The organism is Burkholderia arboris, from assembly GCF_038723655.1.
GTDB lineage: Bacteria > Pseudomonadota > Gammaproteobacteria > Burkholderiales > Burkholderiaceae > Burkholderia > Burkholderia arboris.
The window spans coordinates 3,351,529-3,368,888 of record NZ_CP109821.1; the positions used below are offsets into that span (position 1 = coordinate 3,351,529).

Annotated in this window: 19 protein-coding genes; 7 read left to right on the top strand and 12 right to left on the bottom strand. The window is 69.6% G+C overall.

The annotated features are described in order from the left end of the window. Positions 1 to 32 precede the first annotated feature (32 nt). On the bottom strand, positions 33 to 359 hold the full coding sequence (locus OHZ10_RS15705) for a DUF2917 domain-containing protein (RefSeq protein ID WP_174994463.1): 327 nt from the start codon (positions 357 to 359) through the stop codon (positions 33 to 35). Positions 360 to 461: 102 nt separating this feature from the next. Here OHZ10_RS15705 and OHZ10_RS15710 point away from each other — a divergent pair, with 102 nt between their 5' ends. Then, complete coding sequence (locus OHZ10_RS15710) at positions 462 to 1,451, top strand: transcriptional regulator GcvA (RefSeq protein ID WP_059233093.1); 990 nt, start codon at positions 462 to 464, stop codon at positions 1,449 to 1,451. Positions 1,452 to 1,475: 24 nt separating this feature from the next. On the opposite strand, the gene OHZ10_RS15715 is transcribed toward OHZ10_RS15710, so the two are convergent. The 10 genes from OHZ10_RS15715 to OHZ10_RS15760 form a co-directional block, all read right to left on the bottom strand. Next, positions 1,476 to 1,784 (bottom strand): HP0495 family protein, encoded by a 309-nt coding sequence (locus OHZ10_RS15715; protein ID WP_011353335.1) that lies wholly within the window; start codon positions 1,782 to 1,784, stop codon positions 1,476 to 1,478. Beyond that, on the bottom strand, positions 1,784 to 2,710 hold the full coding sequence (locus OHZ10_RS15720) for a D-amino acid aminotransferase (protein ID WP_059233092.1): 927 nt from the start codon (positions 2,708 to 2,710) through the stop codon (positions 1,784 to 1,786). The genes OHZ10_RS15715 and OHZ10_RS15720 overlap by 1 nt, the downstream gene beginning before the upstream one ends. Before the next feature lie 48 nt (positions 2,711 to 2,758). Beyond that, on the bottom strand, positions 2,759 to 4,069 hold the full coding sequence (locus OHZ10_RS15725) for a D-alanyl-D-alanine carboxypeptidase family protein (RefSeq protein WP_059233091.1): 1,311 nt from the start codon (positions 4,067 to 4,069) through the stop codon (positions 2,759 to 2,761). Between the two features lie 546 nt (positions 4,070 to 4,615). Continuing rightward, positions 4,616 to 5,260 (bottom strand): alpha/beta hydrolase, encoded by a 645-nt coding sequence (locus OHZ10_RS15730; protein ID WP_059233090.1) that lies wholly within the window; start codon positions 5,258 to 5,260, stop codon positions 4,616 to 4,618. A gap of 13 nt (positions 5,261 to 5,273) precedes the next feature. After that, positions 5,274 to 5,591 carry a (2Fe-2S) ferredoxin domain-containing protein gene (locus tag OHZ10_RS15735; RefSeq protein ID WP_059233089.1) on the bottom strand — a complete coding sequence of 106 codons (318 nt, stop codon included), beginning with the start codon at positions 5,589 to 5,591 and terminating at the stop codon, positions 5,274 to 5,276. Between the two features lie 147 nt (positions 5,592 to 5,738). Continuing rightward, the gene (locus OHZ10_RS15740; protein ID WP_226197026.1) at positions 5,739 to 6,890 is read right to left on the bottom strand and encodes a VanZ family protein; all 1,152 of its coding nucleotides are present in this window, start codon (positions 6,888 to 6,890) and stop codon (positions 5,739 to 5,741) included. A gap of 19 nt (positions 6,891 to 6,909) precedes the next feature. Next, positions 6,910 to 7,548, bottom strand: coding sequence for an ABC-type transport auxiliary lipoprotein family protein (locus OHZ10_RS15745; RefSeq protein WP_407045125.1), 639 nt, complete (start codon positions 7,546 to 7,548; stop codon positions 6,910 to 6,912). 68 nt (positions 7,549 to 7,616) lie between these two features. Continuing rightward, a complete protein-coding gene (locus tag OHZ10_RS15750; protein WP_059233087.1) occupies positions 7,617 to 8,546 on the bottom strand; it encodes an MlaD family protein in 930 nt (309 codons plus the stop codon). Between the two features lie 24 nt (positions 8,547 to 8,570). Then, positions 8,571 to 9,485 carry an ABC transporter ATP-binding protein gene (locus OHZ10_RS15755; protein ID WP_059233086.1) on the bottom strand — a complete coding sequence of 305 codons (915 nt, stop codon included), beginning with the start codon at positions 9,483 to 9,485 and terminating at the stop codon, positions 8,571 to 8,573. Then, on the bottom strand, positions 9,482 to 10,606 hold the full coding sequence (locus OHZ10_RS15760; protein ID WP_059233085.1) for an MlaE family ABC transporter permease: 1,125 nt from the start codon (positions 10,604 to 10,606) through the stop codon (positions 9,482 to 9,484). The genes OHZ10_RS15755 and OHZ10_RS15760 overlap by 4 nt, the downstream gene beginning before the upstream one ends. A 293-nt stretch (positions 10,607 to 10,899) precedes the next feature. Here OHZ10_RS15760 and OHZ10_RS15765 point away from each other — a divergent pair, with 293 nt between their 5' ends. From OHZ10_RS15765 to OHZ10_RS15790, 6 genes are all read left to right on the top strand, one after another. Then, complete coding sequence (locus OHZ10_RS15765) at positions 10,900 to 12,969, top strand: bifunctional 2',3'-cyclic-nucleotide 2'-phosphodiesterase/3'-nucleotidase (RefSeq protein ID WP_059233084.1); 2,070 nt, start codon at positions 10,900 to 10,902, stop codon at positions 12,967 to 12,969. Positions 12,970 to 12,977: 8 nt separating this feature from the next. After that, on the top strand, positions 12,978 to 13,823 hold the full coding sequence (locus OHZ10_RS15770) for a tetratricopeptide repeat protein (protein WP_342702991.1): 846 nt from the start codon (positions 12,978 to 12,980) through the stop codon (positions 13,821 to 13,823). A 189-nt stretch (positions 13,824 to 14,012) separates the two neighbouring features. Next, entirely contained in the window at positions 14,013 to 14,558 is a 546-nt protein-coding gene (locus OHZ10_RS15775) for a hypothetical protein (protein WP_059233082.1), read from the top strand. 84 nt (positions 14,559 to 14,642) lie between these two features. Next, a complete protein-coding gene (locus OHZ10_RS15780) occupies positions 14,643 to 15,563 on the top strand; it encodes a biotin--[acetyl-CoA-carboxylase] ligase (protein ID WP_059233081.1) in 921 nt (306 codons plus the stop codon). Continuing rightward, on the top strand, positions 15,560 to 16,345 hold the full coding sequence (locus OHZ10_RS15785) for a type III pantothenate kinase (RefSeq protein ID WP_342702994.1): 786 nt from the start codon (positions 15,560 to 15,562) through the stop codon (positions 16,343 to 16,345). Before OHZ10_RS15780 ends, OHZ10_RS15785 begins: the two co-directional genes overlap by 4 nt. A 168-nt stretch (positions 16,346 to 16,513) precedes the next feature. After that, entirely contained in the window at positions 16,514 to 16,756 is a 243-nt protein-coding gene (locus OHZ10_RS15790) for a hypothetical protein (protein WP_027789017.1), read from the top strand. 16 nt (positions 16,757 to 16,772) lie between these two features. On the opposite strand, the gene rfaE2 is transcribed toward OHZ10_RS15790, so the two are convergent. After that, positions 16,773 to 17,258 carry a D-glycero-beta-D-manno-heptose 1-phosphate adenylyltransferase gene (rfaE2, locus tag OHZ10_RS15795; RefSeq protein WP_012329309.1) on the bottom strand — a complete coding sequence of 162 codons (486 nt, stop codon included), beginning with the start codon at positions 17,256 to 17,258 and terminating at the stop codon, positions 16,773 to 16,775. Between the last annotated feature and the right edge of the window lie 102 nt (positions 17,259 to 17,360).

Here is a 17,360-nt window from a genome sequence, read left to right on the forward strand (position 1 = left end):
GGATTGTCAGTATCCGTCGGACGAAATGATGGTCAGACCGTGCGCCAGCCGTCGTGGAGCAGCGTGGTCAAGCGTTCGCGCAGGCGTGCCAGCCCGCCGAGTGCCACCTCCCGGGGCGGCCGCGACACCGAGAACGCGACGCGCGCGCCCTCGCGGCCTTCCGCGCTGAGCCACAGCCGCTCGCCGCGGCGCAGCTTCAGCGTTTCGCCGTCGACCAGGAAGTAGTCGTCGACGTCGTTGCTGCGCGTCGCCCAGACCGGCCCGCATTGAACGATCAGCCGCGTGCTGCGTTGCACCTTCATCGGCACGGTTTCGCCCACGGGGATTTCGAAGGTGATGCTTGAAGAAATTTCTTGCATGATCGACTCCGCCAATAAATGCTTCGATGGCTACAATCGTAGTCACTTCAAGGCGTCTGACAAAACGACCAATTTTCACGTCGATGTGAGGAAAATTAGCAAATGGACCTCCGCCAGCTACCGGCGCTGAACGCCGTTCGCGCGTTCGAAGCCGCTGCCCGTCACGAGAATTTCTCGCGCGCCGCCGACGAGCTGTTCGTCACGCACGGCGCAGTCAGCCACCAGGTGCGCGCGCTCGAGGAAGAGCTTGGCGTGCAGCTGTTCACGCGCAACGGCAAGCGGCTGTGCCTGACCGACGCCGGCATGCGCTATGCGCAGCAGATCCGCACCGCACTGATGGTGATCGCCGACGCGACGCGCGAGGTGCGCTCGAGCGACCGCGACCGGCGGCTGGTGGTGTCGATGCTGTCGTCGTTCGCCGCGCGCTTCATCACGCCGCGCATCGGCACGTTCATCGAGCGGCATCCGGAAATCGACGTCGAGCTGCAGTCGACCAACTCGCTCACCGATTTCGCGCGCGACGACGTCGACCTCGCGATCCGCTTCGGCTCCGGCACCTATCCGGGGCTGCATGTCGAGCCGCTGTTCGAGGAGGTGTTCTTTCCGGCATGCGCACCGACGCTGAACGGCGGCAAGCTGCCGCAGACGCCTGCCGATCTCGTGCATTACAACCTGCTGCGCTCGGATGACGAGCTGTGGCGGCCGTGGTTCGACGCGGCCGGGCTCGATACGCTGACCGAGCCGAAACGGGGGGTGCTGTACCAGGATTCGTCGAACCTGCTGCTGGCCGCGATCGACGGCCAGGGCATCGCGCTGGTGCGCCGCTCGCTCGCGGTGCACGACCTGCTCGACGGGCGCATCGTGCGCCTGTTCGACATCGACGGGCAGAGCCCGTGGCACTATTTTTTCGTGTGTCCGCCGCCGCTACTGAGCACGCCGCGCGTGCAGGCGTTCCGGTCCTGGCTGCTCGAGCAGGTCGTGGAATACCAGCAGCTGTGCGACGAACTGGACGCGCGGCGCGCGGCGGGGAAATGTCCCGCCGAGTGCGCGCTGGAGGGAGGATGGAAAGGGATCAGCGGCCGTTTGCGCTGATCCCCGGAGCGCCGGAACGGGCGCTTAGAGCACGACCTTGACCATCGGATGGCCGGTCAGTGCGCGGTAGATGTTGTCGAGCTGTTCCTGGCTCGTCGCGCGCACGGTGATCGTGAGGCCCGTGTAATTGCCGCCGCTCGACGCGCGCTCCTCGATCTTCTCGACATCGATCTCGTTGTCGTGAACGGCCACGACCTTGAAGATCGTGTCCTTGAACTCCGGGTGCGCCTTGCCCATGATCTTGATCGGGAAATCGCACGGAAACTCCAGCAGCGACTCCTTCCGGGTATCGATCGCGCCGGTGACCTCGATGGTTTTGGTCGGTTCGCTCATCATTTTCTCCGGGTTAGGTCAAACTGTTCAAACTCGCGTGCCTTCGCACGCTGGTACGCGTCATACAGCGCCGCGAACACGGGGCCCGGCTTGCCGCCCTGGACGGGCAGATCGTCGAGCGACGTGACAGGCAGCACTTCCTTCGTGGCCGACGTGATCATGATCTCGTCAGCCGAGCGCAACTCCACTTCGCTGATCTCGCGCGCGACGAACGGGATCTTGCATTCGTCGGCCAGCTCCTCGATCAGCGCATAGCGGATCCCTTCGAGGATCTTGTTGCTGCGCGGCGGCGCGAGCAGCTCGCCGTTCTTCACGACCCACACGTTCGACGACGACCCTTCGGTCAGGTAGCCGTCACGCAACTGCAGCGTCTCGAACGCGTCGTGTTCCGCCGCATGCTGCGCCATCAGCACGTTGCCGAGCAGCGAGATCGACTTGATGTCGCAATGCAGCCAGCGGCGATCCTCGGCCGTCACGCAGCGCACCCCCTTCGCGCGCTCTTCTTCCGGCGGCAGGCGCAGCGGGCTCGTCATCGCGAACACCGTCGGCACCGCGTTCGCCGGGAACGCATGGCCGCGCTTCGCGACGCCGCGCGTCACCTGCAGGTAGACGAGCGCATTGCCGTCGCCGAGGCCTTCGGCATTCGCCTCGACCACGCGCTCGATCAGCGCGCGCCAGCCGGCCGCGTCGTGCGGGTTGTCGATGCCGATCTTCTTCAGGCTGCGCGCGAGCCGCTCCAGATGCGGGTCGATCCGGAACGGCACGTGCGCGCCGTCGTGTGCATAAACGGGGACGACTTCATACACGCCGTCGCCGAAGATGAACCCGCGGTCGAGCACCGGGACACGGGCTTCGGACAGCGGCACCAGTTCCTCCTGCGCCGAGACGCTGAGGTAGACGATCGGTTCGAATTCGGCTTGGCTCATAGCTATGACAGATGGGGATGAAGTCGTAAAAACAAAGGCCCGTCGCGCTTACTTCTTCTTGCTGAACATCAGCAGGATCGAGTCCCAGATACGCCCGAAGATACCCGCTTCCGGCACCGCCTGCAGCGCGACGACCGGGAATTCCGACAGCGTCTTGCCGTCGGCGACGATCTTCACGGTGCCGACCTGCTGGCCTTCCGCAAGCGGCGCGATCAGCGGGGCGTTCACGTCGACTTCGGTCTTGACCTTGTCGCCGAGGCCGCGCGGCACGGTCGCCCACTGGTCGCCCTTCACGCCGACCTGCACGGTGTTTTCCTTGCCCTTGTAGATACGCGGCGTCGACATTGCCTGGCCGCCCTTGAACAGACGCACCGAATCGAACGCGCTGTAGCCGTAGTTCAGCATCTTCATGCTGTCCTGCGTGCGCTCGCCTTCCTTCTGCTCGCCCATCATCACCGACACCAGGCGGCGCTGGCCGTCGACGCCCGGGATCGCGCGCTTCGCCGATGCGATCAGGCAGAAGCCGGCCGCCTGCGTATGGCCCGTCTTCAGGCCGTCGACCGTCGGATCCAGCCACAGCAGGCGGTTGCGGTTGCCCTGGCGGATGTTGTTGTACTTGAATTCCTTCTCCGAGAAGATGCTGTAGTACTGCGGAAAATCGCGGATCAGGTGCGCGGACAGCTTCGCGAGGTCGCCGGCCGTCGTGTAGTGGTTCGGGTCGGGCATGCCGTTCACGTCGGCGAAGTGCGTGCCCTTCATGCCGAGGCGCGCCGCCTCGTCGTTCATCAGCGTGACGAACTGCCCTTCGCTGCCGCCGACGAGTTCGGCCAGCGCGATCGCGGCATCGTTGCCCGACTGGATGATCATCCCGTACACGAGGTCATGCACGGACACCGGCTTGTTCGCCTCGATGAACATGCGCGACTCGTCGCGGCCGACGCGGCGCACCGCGTCGCTCGGCGTGACGATCTGCTCCATCGAGATCTTCTTCTTGTCGAGCGCCTCGAACACGAGGTAGGCGGTCATCAGCTTCGTCAGCGAGGCCGGCTCGACGCGTTCATCCGCATTGCCCGACGCGAGCACCGTGTTGCTGGTCGCGTCGACGAGCACCCACGAGCGTGCGTTCACGCCCGGCGGCGGCACCGCGCCCGGCATGTAGGTCGCGGGCGCGCCGGTGAACTGCTCGGCGGCCGGCGCCGCATGCGCGGCCTTGGCCTTGGCGGCCGGCTTCGCCTCGGCGACGACGATCGTCGATGCGAGCGCGACGGGCAGCATCACGCCGAGCGCGACGTTGCGCGCGGCGGTGCCGAAGGCGATGGAGGAAGCGAGGGACTTGAGGCCTTGGGGAGACAGACGCATGATCGATTCAGGCTGATGGCAGAAAGTGCGGTGCGAAACGCGCAGGGTTGAACGGCAAGGCGGCGGGCGTTTCGGGCACTCGCCCGGAAATCGCCGGGCGACGCGAAACGCGCCGGTTGGACTCGTGCGGACGCGTTCGGTTCGCGGCCGTCGCGAGCGGGCGGACAGGCGGCGAAACGAGCGCCGCATGGGCCCAGCCGGGCCGCGGGCGACGCGGAATGCGGCCATTATACGTGGCCGCGAACGGCGTTTTCGCGAACCTGGCGCCGGACGGCCGCACACCGGCTTCGGGAGCATAGCGCGAGCAGGCTGCGGACCCGCGCACTCGAAGCCGCGCGAAAGGCGTGCGCAGGCGGTGTGCAAGACGGGTCGTGTCGCCGTGCGGCAGGCGGAACGCCGCGCGGTGCGGCGCGATGTCGCGCGACGTTTCGGGAAGGGTCGTGCATCCGGCCGGGTGCCGGTGCGCGGGACGGGCCGCCGGCGCTTACGCCGGCGCCCGCACGCAGGCCGGGGCCGGTTCGCGCGCTTGGCGGGCTTGCGCCGGCCCTAGCGCCACGCGTCGACGATGATGCGCTTCAGCACGTGCAGCTTGCGATGAAGGAAATGCTCGGCGCCGGGAATCACGACGACCGGCAGTTCCTGCGGCCGCGCCCAGTCGTACACCGACGCGATCGGCACCGTGTCGTCGGTTTCGCCGTGGATCACGAGCGTGTTCTCGGGCACGTCGGCCACCTGCCAGCGGCTCGCGGCCGTGCCGACGAACACCATCCGCTCGATCGACTCGCCCGCGTCGCGCAGCCGCTTCGCGACGTGCGACAGCACGAACGTGCCGAACGAGAAGCCCGCCAGCACGAGCGGCAGGTCCGCGTACGCGGGCTGCGCACGCATGTGCGCGAGCACCGCAACGAGGTCGTCGGCTTCGCCGGTGCCGTTGTCGTGCACGCCTTCGGTCGCGCCGACGCCACGGAAGTTCGACCGGTAGACGACGTAGTTCAACTGCACGAGCGTGCGCGCGAGCGTCTGCGCGACCTTGTTGTCCATCGTGCCGCCGAACAGCGGATGCGGATGCGCGACGAGCGCGATGCCGCGCGGCGCGGCGCCTTCTTCACGCACGGCATCAGGCAGGTCGACCGCGATTTCGATCTGCCCGACCGGGCCCGCGATCAGCGATTTCTGCGTATGAACGTTCATTCGGCCGGCCCGCTCAGATCTTCAGGCGGTCGACGACCTTGCCGTCGCGCAGGTGCGATTCGACGATCTCGTCGATGTCGGCCTGGTCGACGTACGTGTACCACGTGCCTTCCGGATACACGACCATCACGGGCCCTTCCTCGCAACGGTCGAGGCAGCCGGCCTTGTTGATGCGCACCTTGCCGGGCCCCGCGAGGCCGAGTTCCTTCACGCGTTTTTTCGCGTATTCCTGCATGGTCTGCGCGCCGCATTGCGCGCAGCTCGGGCGTTCGGCGCCCGGTTCGCGCTGGTTCAGGCAGAAGAAGACGTGGTGCTGGTAGTAGGAATCCATGATGGTGGCGAGCGGCCCGGCGCGAGGCCGTGCGGAAAGAGGAGCGATTGCCGTTGCGCGGGGCAACGGAGGATGCCGAAGATTATAGCGACCGGCGCGCGCGGCTGCCCGCGATACGGCCGCCGCCGCGCGGCCCGGACCGCCGCGTCAGCGGCGCAGCGCGGCCGGCAGCCACGCATGCTCGACGCGCTGGCCGAGCCAGATCAGCGCCGCGTAGGGCCAGATCCAGGCGAGCCAGCGCGCGATGCTGTTGAAATGCACGTAACGCCCCTGCCGCCAGCCCGACAGCGTGAAGTCGAAGAACGGGTTGACCGGCAGCAGGTTCACGAGCGCGACGCCGGCCAGCAGCGCGAGCGCCGCGAGCGTCGCCCGCCAGGTCTCCGGCACGCGCAGCGCGACGAGCGCGGCCGCGAAGCCGAGCTCGATGCCGAGCCGCGCGCCAGGCGTCGCCCAGACGACGACGAGGCCGGTGGCCGACTGCATGAATGTCGCGGCCGCCTTCAGCACCAGCGTCGCCACGACGAGCGCGATCAGCAGCCGGATGCGCGGCGCGCGCGGCCGCATCGCGAGCGACGCGATCGCCAGCGCGGCGAACAGCATCAGCCCCCCGAGCGTGGCCTCCCACGCGGAATCGGACAGCCAGCCGTCGACCCGCTCGGGCCATTCGCTGACGCGCCACGCGTCCGGCAGCCATGCGAGCAGCGTGTCCTGCATCGACGCGTCGGCGCGCTCCCACAGCGCGGCCGGCCAGTCGCCGATGCCGAACAGGAACGGTGACGGAAACAGGATCGCGAACGGCCACAGCGCGGCGAGCAGCAGCGGCGTCGCGCCGTCGGCCTCGAACCATGCGAAGCGCAGCCGGCGCAGCGCGCCGCGATCGAGCAGCGCGCCCGTGGCCGGTGCGGCGAGCGCCGCGCCCAGCAGCGCGCCGAGTGCGTTGGCGCCAAGATCGAGATTCGACGCGACGCGCGTCGGCAGGTAGGTCTGCAGCGCCTCCATCGAGCCCGACAGCAGCACGCCGAGCCCGCCCGCGATCAACGTCGCGGCCACACCGCGCCAGCGCGGGTGCAGCGCCAGCACGCCGAGCGCGCCGAACGGCAGATAGCCGAGCACGTTCGTGACCACGTCGAAGGCGGTCACGTAGCGCTGCATCGGCGCGAACAGGTAGTCGAACGGCCCGATGCCGAGCGACACCCAGCCTTGGAACGGATACAGCGACGCGTAGACGATGAGCGCCGCGTAAGCGGCGAAGGCCTGCCGCGCGAGCGGCGATGCGCGATGCGAGCCGGTCGCGTTCATCGCGGCTGCGCGGCGCGCGTCACGGGGTGCCCGCGTACGCCTGCATGCCGACCCACGCGGCGATCTGCGACACGAGTTCGTCGCTCGCCGTCGCGAGCGCGCGGGCGCCGCCGGCCGCGTCCGGCGTGCTCGACGGGGCGCGCGCGACGAACGTGCGCTGGCCGAGCACCTTGCCGTCGAGCGTCAGCGTCGCGCGGGCGGTCACCGCGCCGTGGCTCTGCGACTGCCCGTCGAACACCTGCTCGAATTCGTTCAGGTCGACCTTGAGGGTCGGCGCGCGCACGCCGTCGGACCCTTCGAGCACCGCGCCGCGCGACGACAGCGCGCCGCGCAGCCGCTGCGTGAGAAGTTGCGCGGGCGGCGCGGTCCAGCGGCTGTCGCGATAGACGGCTACATGCTGCGCGTCCGCGTATGCGAGGCGGTACGCGAACTTGTCCGAGTCGAGCGCGTCGGGCGCGGCGACGTCGAGCACCTTCAGCGCGGGGCCCGAACCGGCCGTCACGACCGACGCGGCCGGCCCGAGGTCGTAGCGGACATTCGACAGCACCGCGCTGTTGCCGGCGCAGCCGGCCGCCAGCGCGAGCGTCAGCACGGCAAGCGCGGCCGCGGCGGGACGCAGCGCGCGGTCAAGGATTCGTGGCATGGCGTGTTCCTGCATGATGTTTCCGGTTTCGATGGGCGTCATGGCCCGGCCGTTTCCGGCCGGACGATCGATGGATTTGCGCTTCACTTCCCGGCCGTCGCACCCGGCCAGACGAAGCCCGCTTCGCCGGGTCCCGGCGCCGCGCCCGGCGAACCGAACAACAGACTGCGCGGGTTGCGGCCGAGCTCACCGGCCACGTCCTTCAATTGCCGCGACGCATCGCCGACGCTGCCGGCCAGCATATTGAAGCGCGGCAACGTGTCGTACTGCACGCGCGCGTTCAGGTCGTTCAGCGCGACGCCGACCTGCTCGGCGGCCGTGCCGGCCTTGTTCAGGTTCGACACGAGCGGCCCGTTCGGCTGCAGCAACGTGTTCGCCGACGCCATCGCGCGATTTACCTCGTGCATCGTTTCCGGCAGCGCGGTGACCGCCGGGCCGAGCTGCTTCGTCAGCGTCGTCGCGCCGTCGGCCGCGTGCTGCAGGCTTTCGGCCGTCGCACGCAACTGCTCGCGCATTTCGGGCGACATCAGCGCATTCGCGCTCTTCGCGGCCAGTTCGAGCTGCCGCAGCAGCACGTCGCCGCGCTCCTGGATCTGGTCGAACAGGCTCGGCCGCATCGGGATCTGCGCGATCGACTTCGCCGACGACGGCAGCGGCGCCAGGTCGCGCCCCGTATCCTCGAGCTGCACGAACGCGATGCCCGTCACGCCCTGGAAGCCGAGGCTGCCGTAGGTCGACTGCGTAATCGGCGCATCGTGGTCGACGAGGATCCGGATCCGGATCTGGCCCGGATGCGTGCGATCGAAGCCGATCGACTGCACCTTGCCGACGTCGAGGCCGCGAAAGCGCACGGCCGCGTCCGGGAACAGCCCCGTCACGTTGGTGCGCGCGAGCAGGTCATACGGCACGCGCACGGTGCGGTCGACGTTGAACCAGAACACGGTGCCCGCGATCGCGAGCGTCAGCGCGATCGTGAACAGGCCGGCCCAGAACGCATGTGATTTGTTTTCCATCGGAGGGTTCCTTGTCCTTGCCTGTTACAGCTCGACGCTCGACAGCGCCGGTTCGAGGGCCGCCTTCGGCAGCTTCGCGCGCCGCTCGGGCGGCAGCGCCTGCAATGCGCGGCGCCCGCGCAGCCCCAGGAAATATTCGTGGATGAACGGATGATCGACGTTCGCGGCCTCCTCGACCGGCGCGGCGACCAGCACCTTGCGGTCCGCCAGCACCGCGACGCGCGTCGACAGCGCGACCATCGTGTCGAGGTCGTGCGTCACCATCACGACGGTCAACCCGAGCGTGCGATGCAGCGTCGCGATCAGCTCGACGAATTCGTCCGACGCCTGCGGATCGAGGCCGGCCGTCGGCTCGTCGAGGAACAGCAGCTCGGGCTCGAGCGCGATCGCGCGCGCGATGCCGACCCGCTTCACCATCCCGCCCGACAACGCGGCCGGCATCTTCGACGCGTGCTTGCACGGCAGGCCGACCATCTCGAGCTTCAGCATCACGATGTCGTGCAGCAGGTCCGGCGGCACGCGGCCGAGCTCGCGCAGCGGCTGCGCGACGTTGTCGAACACCGTCATCGACGAGAACAGCGCGCCCTGCTGGAACAGCATCCCCGAGCGCGTGCGCATCATCCGCGCGCTCGCGTCGTCGATCGTCGCCGTGTCCTCGCCGAACACCTTGATCGTGCCCGACGTCGGCCGCTCGAGGCCGAGGATCTGCCGCACCAGCGTCGTCTTGCCGGAGCCCGAGCCGCCGACGATCGCCACGATCTCGCCGCGCCGCACGTCGAAGTCGAGCTTCTGGTGAATGATGTTGCGCCCGTAGCGCTTGGTCAGGTTGCGCACCTCGATCACGAGGTCGCCGGCATCGGCCTCCCCGGCCGGCTGCGTGCCGACCGCCCCGGCGCCGCTGGCCGCCGCATGCGCCGACGTTTCGTTCGATGCGTTCATCCGAGCCCCACGTTCTGGAACAGGATCGCGAACACCGCGTCGGCGAGAATCACGACCGTGATCGACGACACGACCGACGTGGTCGTGCCTTCGCCGAGACTCTGCGAGTTCGCCTTGATCCGGAAGCCGAAATGGCACGCGACCAGCGCGATCAGCATGCCGAACACGACGCCCTTGCCGACGCCGATGTACAGGTTCGCGATCGGCACGACGCCCGGCAGCGAGCGCACGAAATAGTTGACGTCGATCCCGAGCACGAGCTTCGCGGCAAGCGCGCCGCCCGTCAGCGCGATGATGTTGGTCCACATGACGAGCAGCGGCATGGCGATGCCGAGCGCGAGCACGCGCGGCAGGATCAGCCGCAGCCCGTGCGGGATGCCCATCACGCGCATCGCGTCGAGCTCCTCGGTCACGCGCATCACGCCGATCTGCGCGGTGATCGCCGAGCCCGAGCGGCCCGCGACGAGGATCGCCGACAGCACGGGGCCAAGCTCGCGGATCACCGACAGCCCGAGGATGTTCACGATGTAGCGGTTCGCGCCGAACATCTGCAGCTGCTGCGCGGACAGGTAGCTGAGCACGATGCCGATCAGGAACGCGACGAGCGCGGTGATCGGCAGCGCCTGCGCGCCGGCGCTGTAGATGTTCGCCGAGGTTTCCTTCCACGGCATCGTCTTCGGGCGGCGCAGCACCGACAGCGCATCGAGGATCACGAGGCCGAACATCGCGATGCCGCCCTGCAGGTGCTCGCCGAACGCGAAGATCGCCTGGCCGAGCCGCGTGACGGGATCGAAGCGCACGACGCGCTCCGGCGCCTCGCGCTCGCTGTCGAGCCGTTCGATGCGCTCGAAGATCGTGCGCTGCGTGACGCTCAGCTCGACCCCGGCCGGCAGCTTGCGGCCCCACACGCGCCACAGCGCCTGGCCGCCGACGTGATCGAGCCGCTCGATGCCGGACAGATCCCATTCGCTCACGCGCCCGGTGGCGATGCTCGCGACGCGGCGCGCGACGGCGCCGCGATTGCGCGCAAGCGCGAGCGCGGTCCACTGGCCGTACAGGCGCACCGTCTGGCCCTGGCCGCCGGCGTCGACCGACAGGCCGGGAGGAGTCTCGAAGTCCAAGGGCAGGTTGTTTGCAAAAGGATGACAGCGGCCATTGTAGCGAACCGCCCGGCGCCGCGACGTGAGGATTTCCGTGGGGTGCCGGGCCGGGTGCGCGCGGCCGGGGCACTGCGGCCGGGCCCGCCGGACGCCGCCGCCTGCCGCGGCCCGCGGCCGGTGTCGCGACCTTTCATTCTTCCGTCACGTTTCCTTTCGATACTCTCACGCGCCGCACATCAGGCCGTCGGCGCGCCGCGCCGCCATTTGTTGCGTACCTCGCGTTTCATAAAACAGAACACCGAACAGGACAACCGATGCGTTTCCCCCCGCTTTCCCGCCGCCACGTACCGGCCGCCGCCGCGCTCGCCAGCCTCGCCTTCGCCCTCGCCGGCTGCGGCGGCGACGACGTCACCGCCACGCCGCCGTCGCAACCGCAGGCCCAGGCGCCCGTCGGCACGACGGCCACGCTCGCGCTGCTCGAGACGACCGACCTGCACACCAACGTGCTGTCGTATGACTATTTCAAGCTCGCCGCAGACAATTCGCTCGGCTTCGAGCGTGTGTCGACGCTGATCGCGCAGGCCCGCGCGCAGTACCCGAACACGCTGCTGCTCGACAACGGCGACACGATCCAGGGCACCGCGCTGTCGGACTACCAGGCGCTCGTGAAACCGGTCGGCTGCGACCAGACGCTCGCGATCTACAAGGTGATGAACGCCGCGAAATTCGACGGCGGCGGGATCGGCAACCACGAGTTCAACTACGGGCTGCCGTACCTGTCGCAGGTGACCGGCAACACGTTCGAGGTCGACGGCCTGCCGGCCCCGGCCCAGCAGAAGAAGTGCGCGGGTCCGAATTTCCCGCAGGTGCTCGCGAACGTGATCAGCGCGAAAACCAACGCGCCGCTGTTCACGCCGTACACGATCCTGACGCGCACGGTGACGGCGACGACGCCGGACGGCAAGACGGTCAGCGCGCCCGTGAAGATCGGCATCATCGGCTTCACCCCGCCCGCGATCATGAACTGGGACAAGCGCTGGCTCGACGGCAAGGTCTACACGACCGGCCTGAAGGAAGCGGCCGAGAAGTACATTCCCGAGATGCGCGCGAAGGGCGCCGATCTCGTCGTCGCGATCTCGCACGGCGGCCTCGACAATTCCGCGTACTCGCCGACGATGGAAAACGGCAGCTGGTGGCTGTCGAAGGTGACGGGCATCGACGCGATGCTGATCGGCCATTCGCACCAGGTGTTCCCGGACGCGAACAGCACCGTGTCGCAGTTCAACCTGCCGGGCGTCGACAAGGTCAAGGGCACCGTCAACGGCGTGCCGACCGTGATGGCCAACTACTGGGGCAAGCACCTCGGCGTGATCAAGCTCGGCCTGAAGTTCGACGGCAAGACGTGGAGCGTCGACAAGTCGCAGACGACCGTCGAGGCGCGCTCGACCCAGAACGCCGACAAGAGCTACGTCGCGGCCGACCCGTCGGTGTCCGCGGCGATCGCCGGCGAACACCAGGCGACGATCGACTACGTGAAGACGCCGATCGGCTCGACCGACTACCGGATGAACTCGTACTTCGCGGATGTCGGCGATCCGGGCGCGATCCAGATCGTCAACGAGGCGCAGGCCGACTACGTGAAGACCTACGTGCAGGCGAACCTGCCGCAGTACGCGTCGCTGCCGGTGCTGTCGGTCAGCGCGCCGTTCAAGAGCGGCTTCGGCGGCGGCACCGACTACACCGACGTCGCGCCGGGCGCGCTCGCGATCAACAACGCGGCCGACCTGTACCTGTATCCGAACACCGTGTACGCGGTGAAGGTGAGCGGCGCCGACGTGAAGAACTGGCTCGAGACGGCCGCCAAGCGCTTCAACCGGATCGACCCGACCAAGGCGACCGTGCAGCCGCTCGTCAGCACCTTCCCGGGCTACAACTTCGACATGTTCACGTCGGCCGATCTCGCGTATGAAATCGACGTCACGCAGCCGCTCGGCAGCCGCATCAAGAACCTGACGTACAAGGGCGCGCCGATCGATCCGAACGCGCAGTTCATCGTCGCGACCAACAACTACCGCGCGAGCGGCGGCGGCAACTTCCCGGGCCTCGACGGCAGCAAGACGATCTTCGCGTCGCCCGACGCGAACCGCGACGTGCTGATCGCGTTCGTCAAGAAACGCGGCGCGATCACGCGCGCAGCCGACGGCGCGCAGCGCAGCTGGCGCTTCACGAAGCTCGCGAGCTCGGTCGCGCACGTGCAGTTCGCGTCCGCGCCGAACCGTCTCGGCGACGCCGCGGCGGCCGGCCTGACCGGCATCACGCAGGTCGCGGCCGACGACGGCTCGGGCAAGAACCTCGCCACTTACGAGATCGACCTCACGCAATGAGACACGCGATGCAACCGATCCGGACGATGCGGCCGGCCGAAACCGGCCTCGCCGCCGCCGCGCGGCGCGTGCTGCGCGCGAAACTCCCGCCGGCCGCGCTGCTCGCGGCGGCGGCCGTGACCGTCGCGGCGGTCGTCGCGACGGCCGGCCTGCGCGGCACCGGCCCCGCGCCGAGCGCCGCGCAGCTCGACGAGTGGCAGGCGATGGTCACGCAGGCGACCGAGCCGCACGCGCTGGCGCAGTTGCGCACGCTCGCGCGCCGCGGCTCGGGCGCCGCCCAGGCGGCGCTCGGCATCGCGCTCGTCGATGCGCGCGAACCGGGGCTGCGCGACGAAGGCCGCGGCTGGCTGGAAACAGCCGCGGCGGCGGACGCCAAGGCCGACGCACCGGCCGCACGGCGCGCGCAGCTCGCGCTCGGCAAGGCGCTGCTGCTCGGCAGCAGCGACATCCCGAAAGACTACGCACGCGCCCGCGCGCTGCTCGGCGCAGCGGCCGGACAGGGCGACCCGGCCGCCGCGTATTACCTCGGGCTGATCTACCGCAGCGGTTACGGCGTCGCCGCCGATCCCGTGCAGGCCGCGCACTGGTTCGAGGTCGCGTCGCAAGCCGACATCCCGGCCGCGGACTTCATGCTCGCGAACGCGTACCGCGACGGCAGCGGCGTGCCGCGCGACGACGCGCGCGCACTGGCGCTGTATCGCCGGGCCGCCGAGCACGAGTTGCCGGAAGCCGTGCAGACGCTCGCGATGGCCTATCGCAACGGCGAGCTCGGGCTCAAGCCCGACGCGGACGCGTTCCACGCGCAGTGGATCGAGACCGCGCATGCGCTGAAGCACCCGGTGGTGGCGCCGTGACGGCCGTCCGGCCAGGACGCGCGCGCGATCTGGCCGGCGGCGTGACACGCACCGCCCGTGCTCCGTGCATCGATCGTCCGGAAGCGGCATCGGGGCGCGGGGCGCGGGCGCAAGCCCGCCCGCCCGCCGATACGCGCGCGGCAATGCCTTAACATGCAGCCTCACGATAAAACCTGAGAGCACTGCATCATGTCCGATCGCCTGTCGCGGCTTCGCGCCGCCCTTGGCGTGGCCGTCGTTTCCGTCACGGCCGCTCCGCTCGCTGCCCTCGCCGCGCCGCCCGCACACTACGACATCTTCAACGCCGCGCTCTGCAAGCCGCCGTTCACGTCGGACCTGATGGACTCGATCTACAACACCGCGAAGGCGGCCGATCCAAAGCCGGACGAGTCGATGCTCGGCGCCGCGGTCTATCGCCTGCCGGAGCCGATTCGCCGCGACGGCTTCACGACCCGGCACGTCGTATTCGTCAGTACCGGCATCGGCGTGCTCGTCGACGGCGAAGTCGCCAGCCAGCTCGCCGAGCGTTACCGGCTCACGCTCGAGAAGGGCCACCTGCTGGGCGCGTCGTCCGTCGGCTATTCGCGCCGGCTGACCGTCCGCGGTCCCGGTGGCGCGCTGATCCTCGTGTCGGCCCGCCAGGGCCCGGCGCTGAAGGGCAAGACGCTGCTCGCCTGCGAAATGACGTCCGAAGACGACATCAAAGCGCTGGAACGGATGGAAAAGCAACACTAGGCGGCGCGGCGGTGCTCCGCCGCCCTGCCGGTCGCATGCGCCGTCCGGCGCGCGCCAACGCCCCCTGTCGCTACAATACCCACCATGAACGCCCCCACCTCCCCCGACACGCCCGATTCCGGCGACGCGCACATCGCGCGCAACCGGCTCGAGGCCCATCTGGACGCCGCGCCGCGCGCGTGGCCGCTCGACATCGTCGCCGCCACCGGCTCGACCAACGCCGACGTCGCGACGCGGCTCAAGGCGCTGCCACGCAGCGCAAAAGCACTGCCCGCGCCACTCGTGCGCGTCGCGTTCGAGCAGACGGCCGGCCGCGGCCGGCAGGGCCGCCCGTGGTTCGCGCAGCCCGGCAATGCGCTGCTCTGCTCGGTCGGCTGCATCGTGCCGCGCCCCGTCGACGCGCTCGGCGGCCTGAGCATCGCGATCGGCGTCGCGCTCGCCGAAGGGCTGGCCGCGCTGCCGCTCGACGCCCGCACGCGCGTCGCGCTCAAATGGCCGAACGACCTGCTGCTGACGGCCGACGACGACGGCACGCCGCGCATCGTCGGCAAGCTCGCCGGGATCCTGATCGAAACCGTCTGGACCACTGCCGACGCCACCGCCGTCGTGATCGGCTTCGGCATCAACGTGCGCGGCGCGGAAGCGGTCGCCGCGCAGGTCGACGCGCTGCGTGCGCGCGAAGCGACGCTCGCGAGCGGGCTGCCGCCGGCCGCACTGTCGATCGCGTGCGCGTCGGCCAACCTCACCGATACGCTCGCCGCATCGCTGAACGCGCTCACGCCCGCGCTCGCGCAGTTCGGCACCGACGGCCTCGCGCCGTTCCTGCCGCGCTGGCACGCGCTCCATGCGTACGCGGGCCGCGAAGTCGTGCTGCTCGAGCAGGGCGTCGAGCGCGCGCGCGGCATCGCGACGGGCATCGATGCGACCGGGCAGCTGCTGCTCGACACGCCGAACGGCGTGCAGACGATCGCGGCCGGCGACGTGTCGCTGCGCGAAGCGCAATGAGCGAACCGCACCTGCTGATCGACGCCGGCAACAGCCGGATCAAGTGGGCGCTCGCCGACGCGCAGCGCACGCTCGTCGACACGGGCGCGTTCGGCCACACGCGCGACGGCGGCGCCGACCCCGACTGGTCGCAGCTGCCGCAGCCGCGCGGCGCGTGGATCTCGAACGTCGCGGGCGCCGACGCGGCCGCACGGATCGACGCGCTGCTCGACGCGCGCTGGCCGGGCCTGCCGCGCACGACGATCCGCTCGCGGCCCGCGCAATGCGGCGTGACGAACGGCTATACGACGCCCGAACAGCTCGGCAGCGACCGCTGGGCCGGCCTGATCGGCGCGCACGCGGCGTTTCCGGGCGAGCATCTGCTGATCGCGACGTTCGGCACCGCGACGACCCTCGAGGCACTGCGCGCGGACGGCCGCTTCACCGGCGGGTTGATCGCGCCGGGCTGGGCGCTGATGATGCGCGCGCTCGGCACGCACACCGCGCAGTTGCCGACGCTGACCACCGACGTCGCGAGCGTGCTGCTCGCGGGCGCGCAGGCCGAACCGTTCCAGGTCGATACGCCGCGCTCGCTGTCGGCCGGCTGCCTGTACGCGCAGGCCGGGCTGATCGAACGCGCATCGCGCGACCTCGCCGAAGCGTGGCAGGCGCCCGTGCGGCTCGTGCTGGCCGGCGGTGCGGCGGACGACATCGCGCGTGCGCTGACGGTCCCGCATACGCGGCATGACGCACTGATCCTGTCCGGGCTCGCGCTGATTGCCGCGGAAGCGGCGCAGGATTGATGGGAAGCGAAAGGCACCGGCATCGCGCCGGTGCGTGGCGATGCGGTACGGGCGGTACCGCGCCGGCGGCCCGCGCGAACGACCGGCGGAAACCATGAAAAAGCCGGCCCTGCGGCCGGCTCGACTGAATGACGTGAACCACGTCGATGACGACAAGGAGTTTCGACGATGCTGCGCTGGCTGATCGCTGTTCTCTTTCTCGCCAACATGCTCGCGTTCGTGGTGGCGCGCGGCGTGTTCGGGCCGCTGCCGTCGGCCGGCCCGCGCGAACCCGGCGTGCTGTCGCGGCAGGTGCGGCCCGATGCGCTGCGCGTGACGCCGCTCGCGCAGGCGACCGACCAGCCCGTCGTCGGCGGCCCGATCGCGCCGCCGGCCGTCACGACCGCGCCGCTCGCGGCGTCCGCGCCCTGACGGCGCCGGTCCGCGCTCAGGACTGCTGCGCGCGCACCTTCTTCAGCAACGCGGTGGTCGAGCGGTCGTGCTCGAACGGAATCGCCAGCGCACGGCCGCCCCAGCCGCGCACGAGCGCCGATTCCGGCAGCGCATCCATGTCGTAGTCGCCCCCCTTTACGAGGATGTCCGGACGGACCGCCTCGATCAGCGACACCGGCGTCTTCTCCCCGAACGTCACGACCCAGTCGACGCTTTCCAGCGCCGCGAGCAGTGCCGCGCGATCCTCTTCGCGGTTGATCGGCCGGTCGTCGCCCTTGCCGAGCATGCGCACCGACGCATCGCTGTTCACGCCGACGATCAGGCACGCGCCGAGCGCTTTCGCGTCGGCGAGATACGTGACGTGGCCGCGATGCAGGATGTCGAATACGCCATTGGTGAACACGACGGGCGACGGCAGCGAGGCGCGCAGCGCGACGAGGGCATCACGGGTGATCAGCTTGCGTTCGAAAGTGGCGGACATGGCGAAGGTCGGACGGAATGAACAACGGCGCGCGCGACGCGCGGCGCCAGATAAAAAGCCCGCCGGACTCACCAGGCGGGCTTCATGCAACGGGCACGGCGC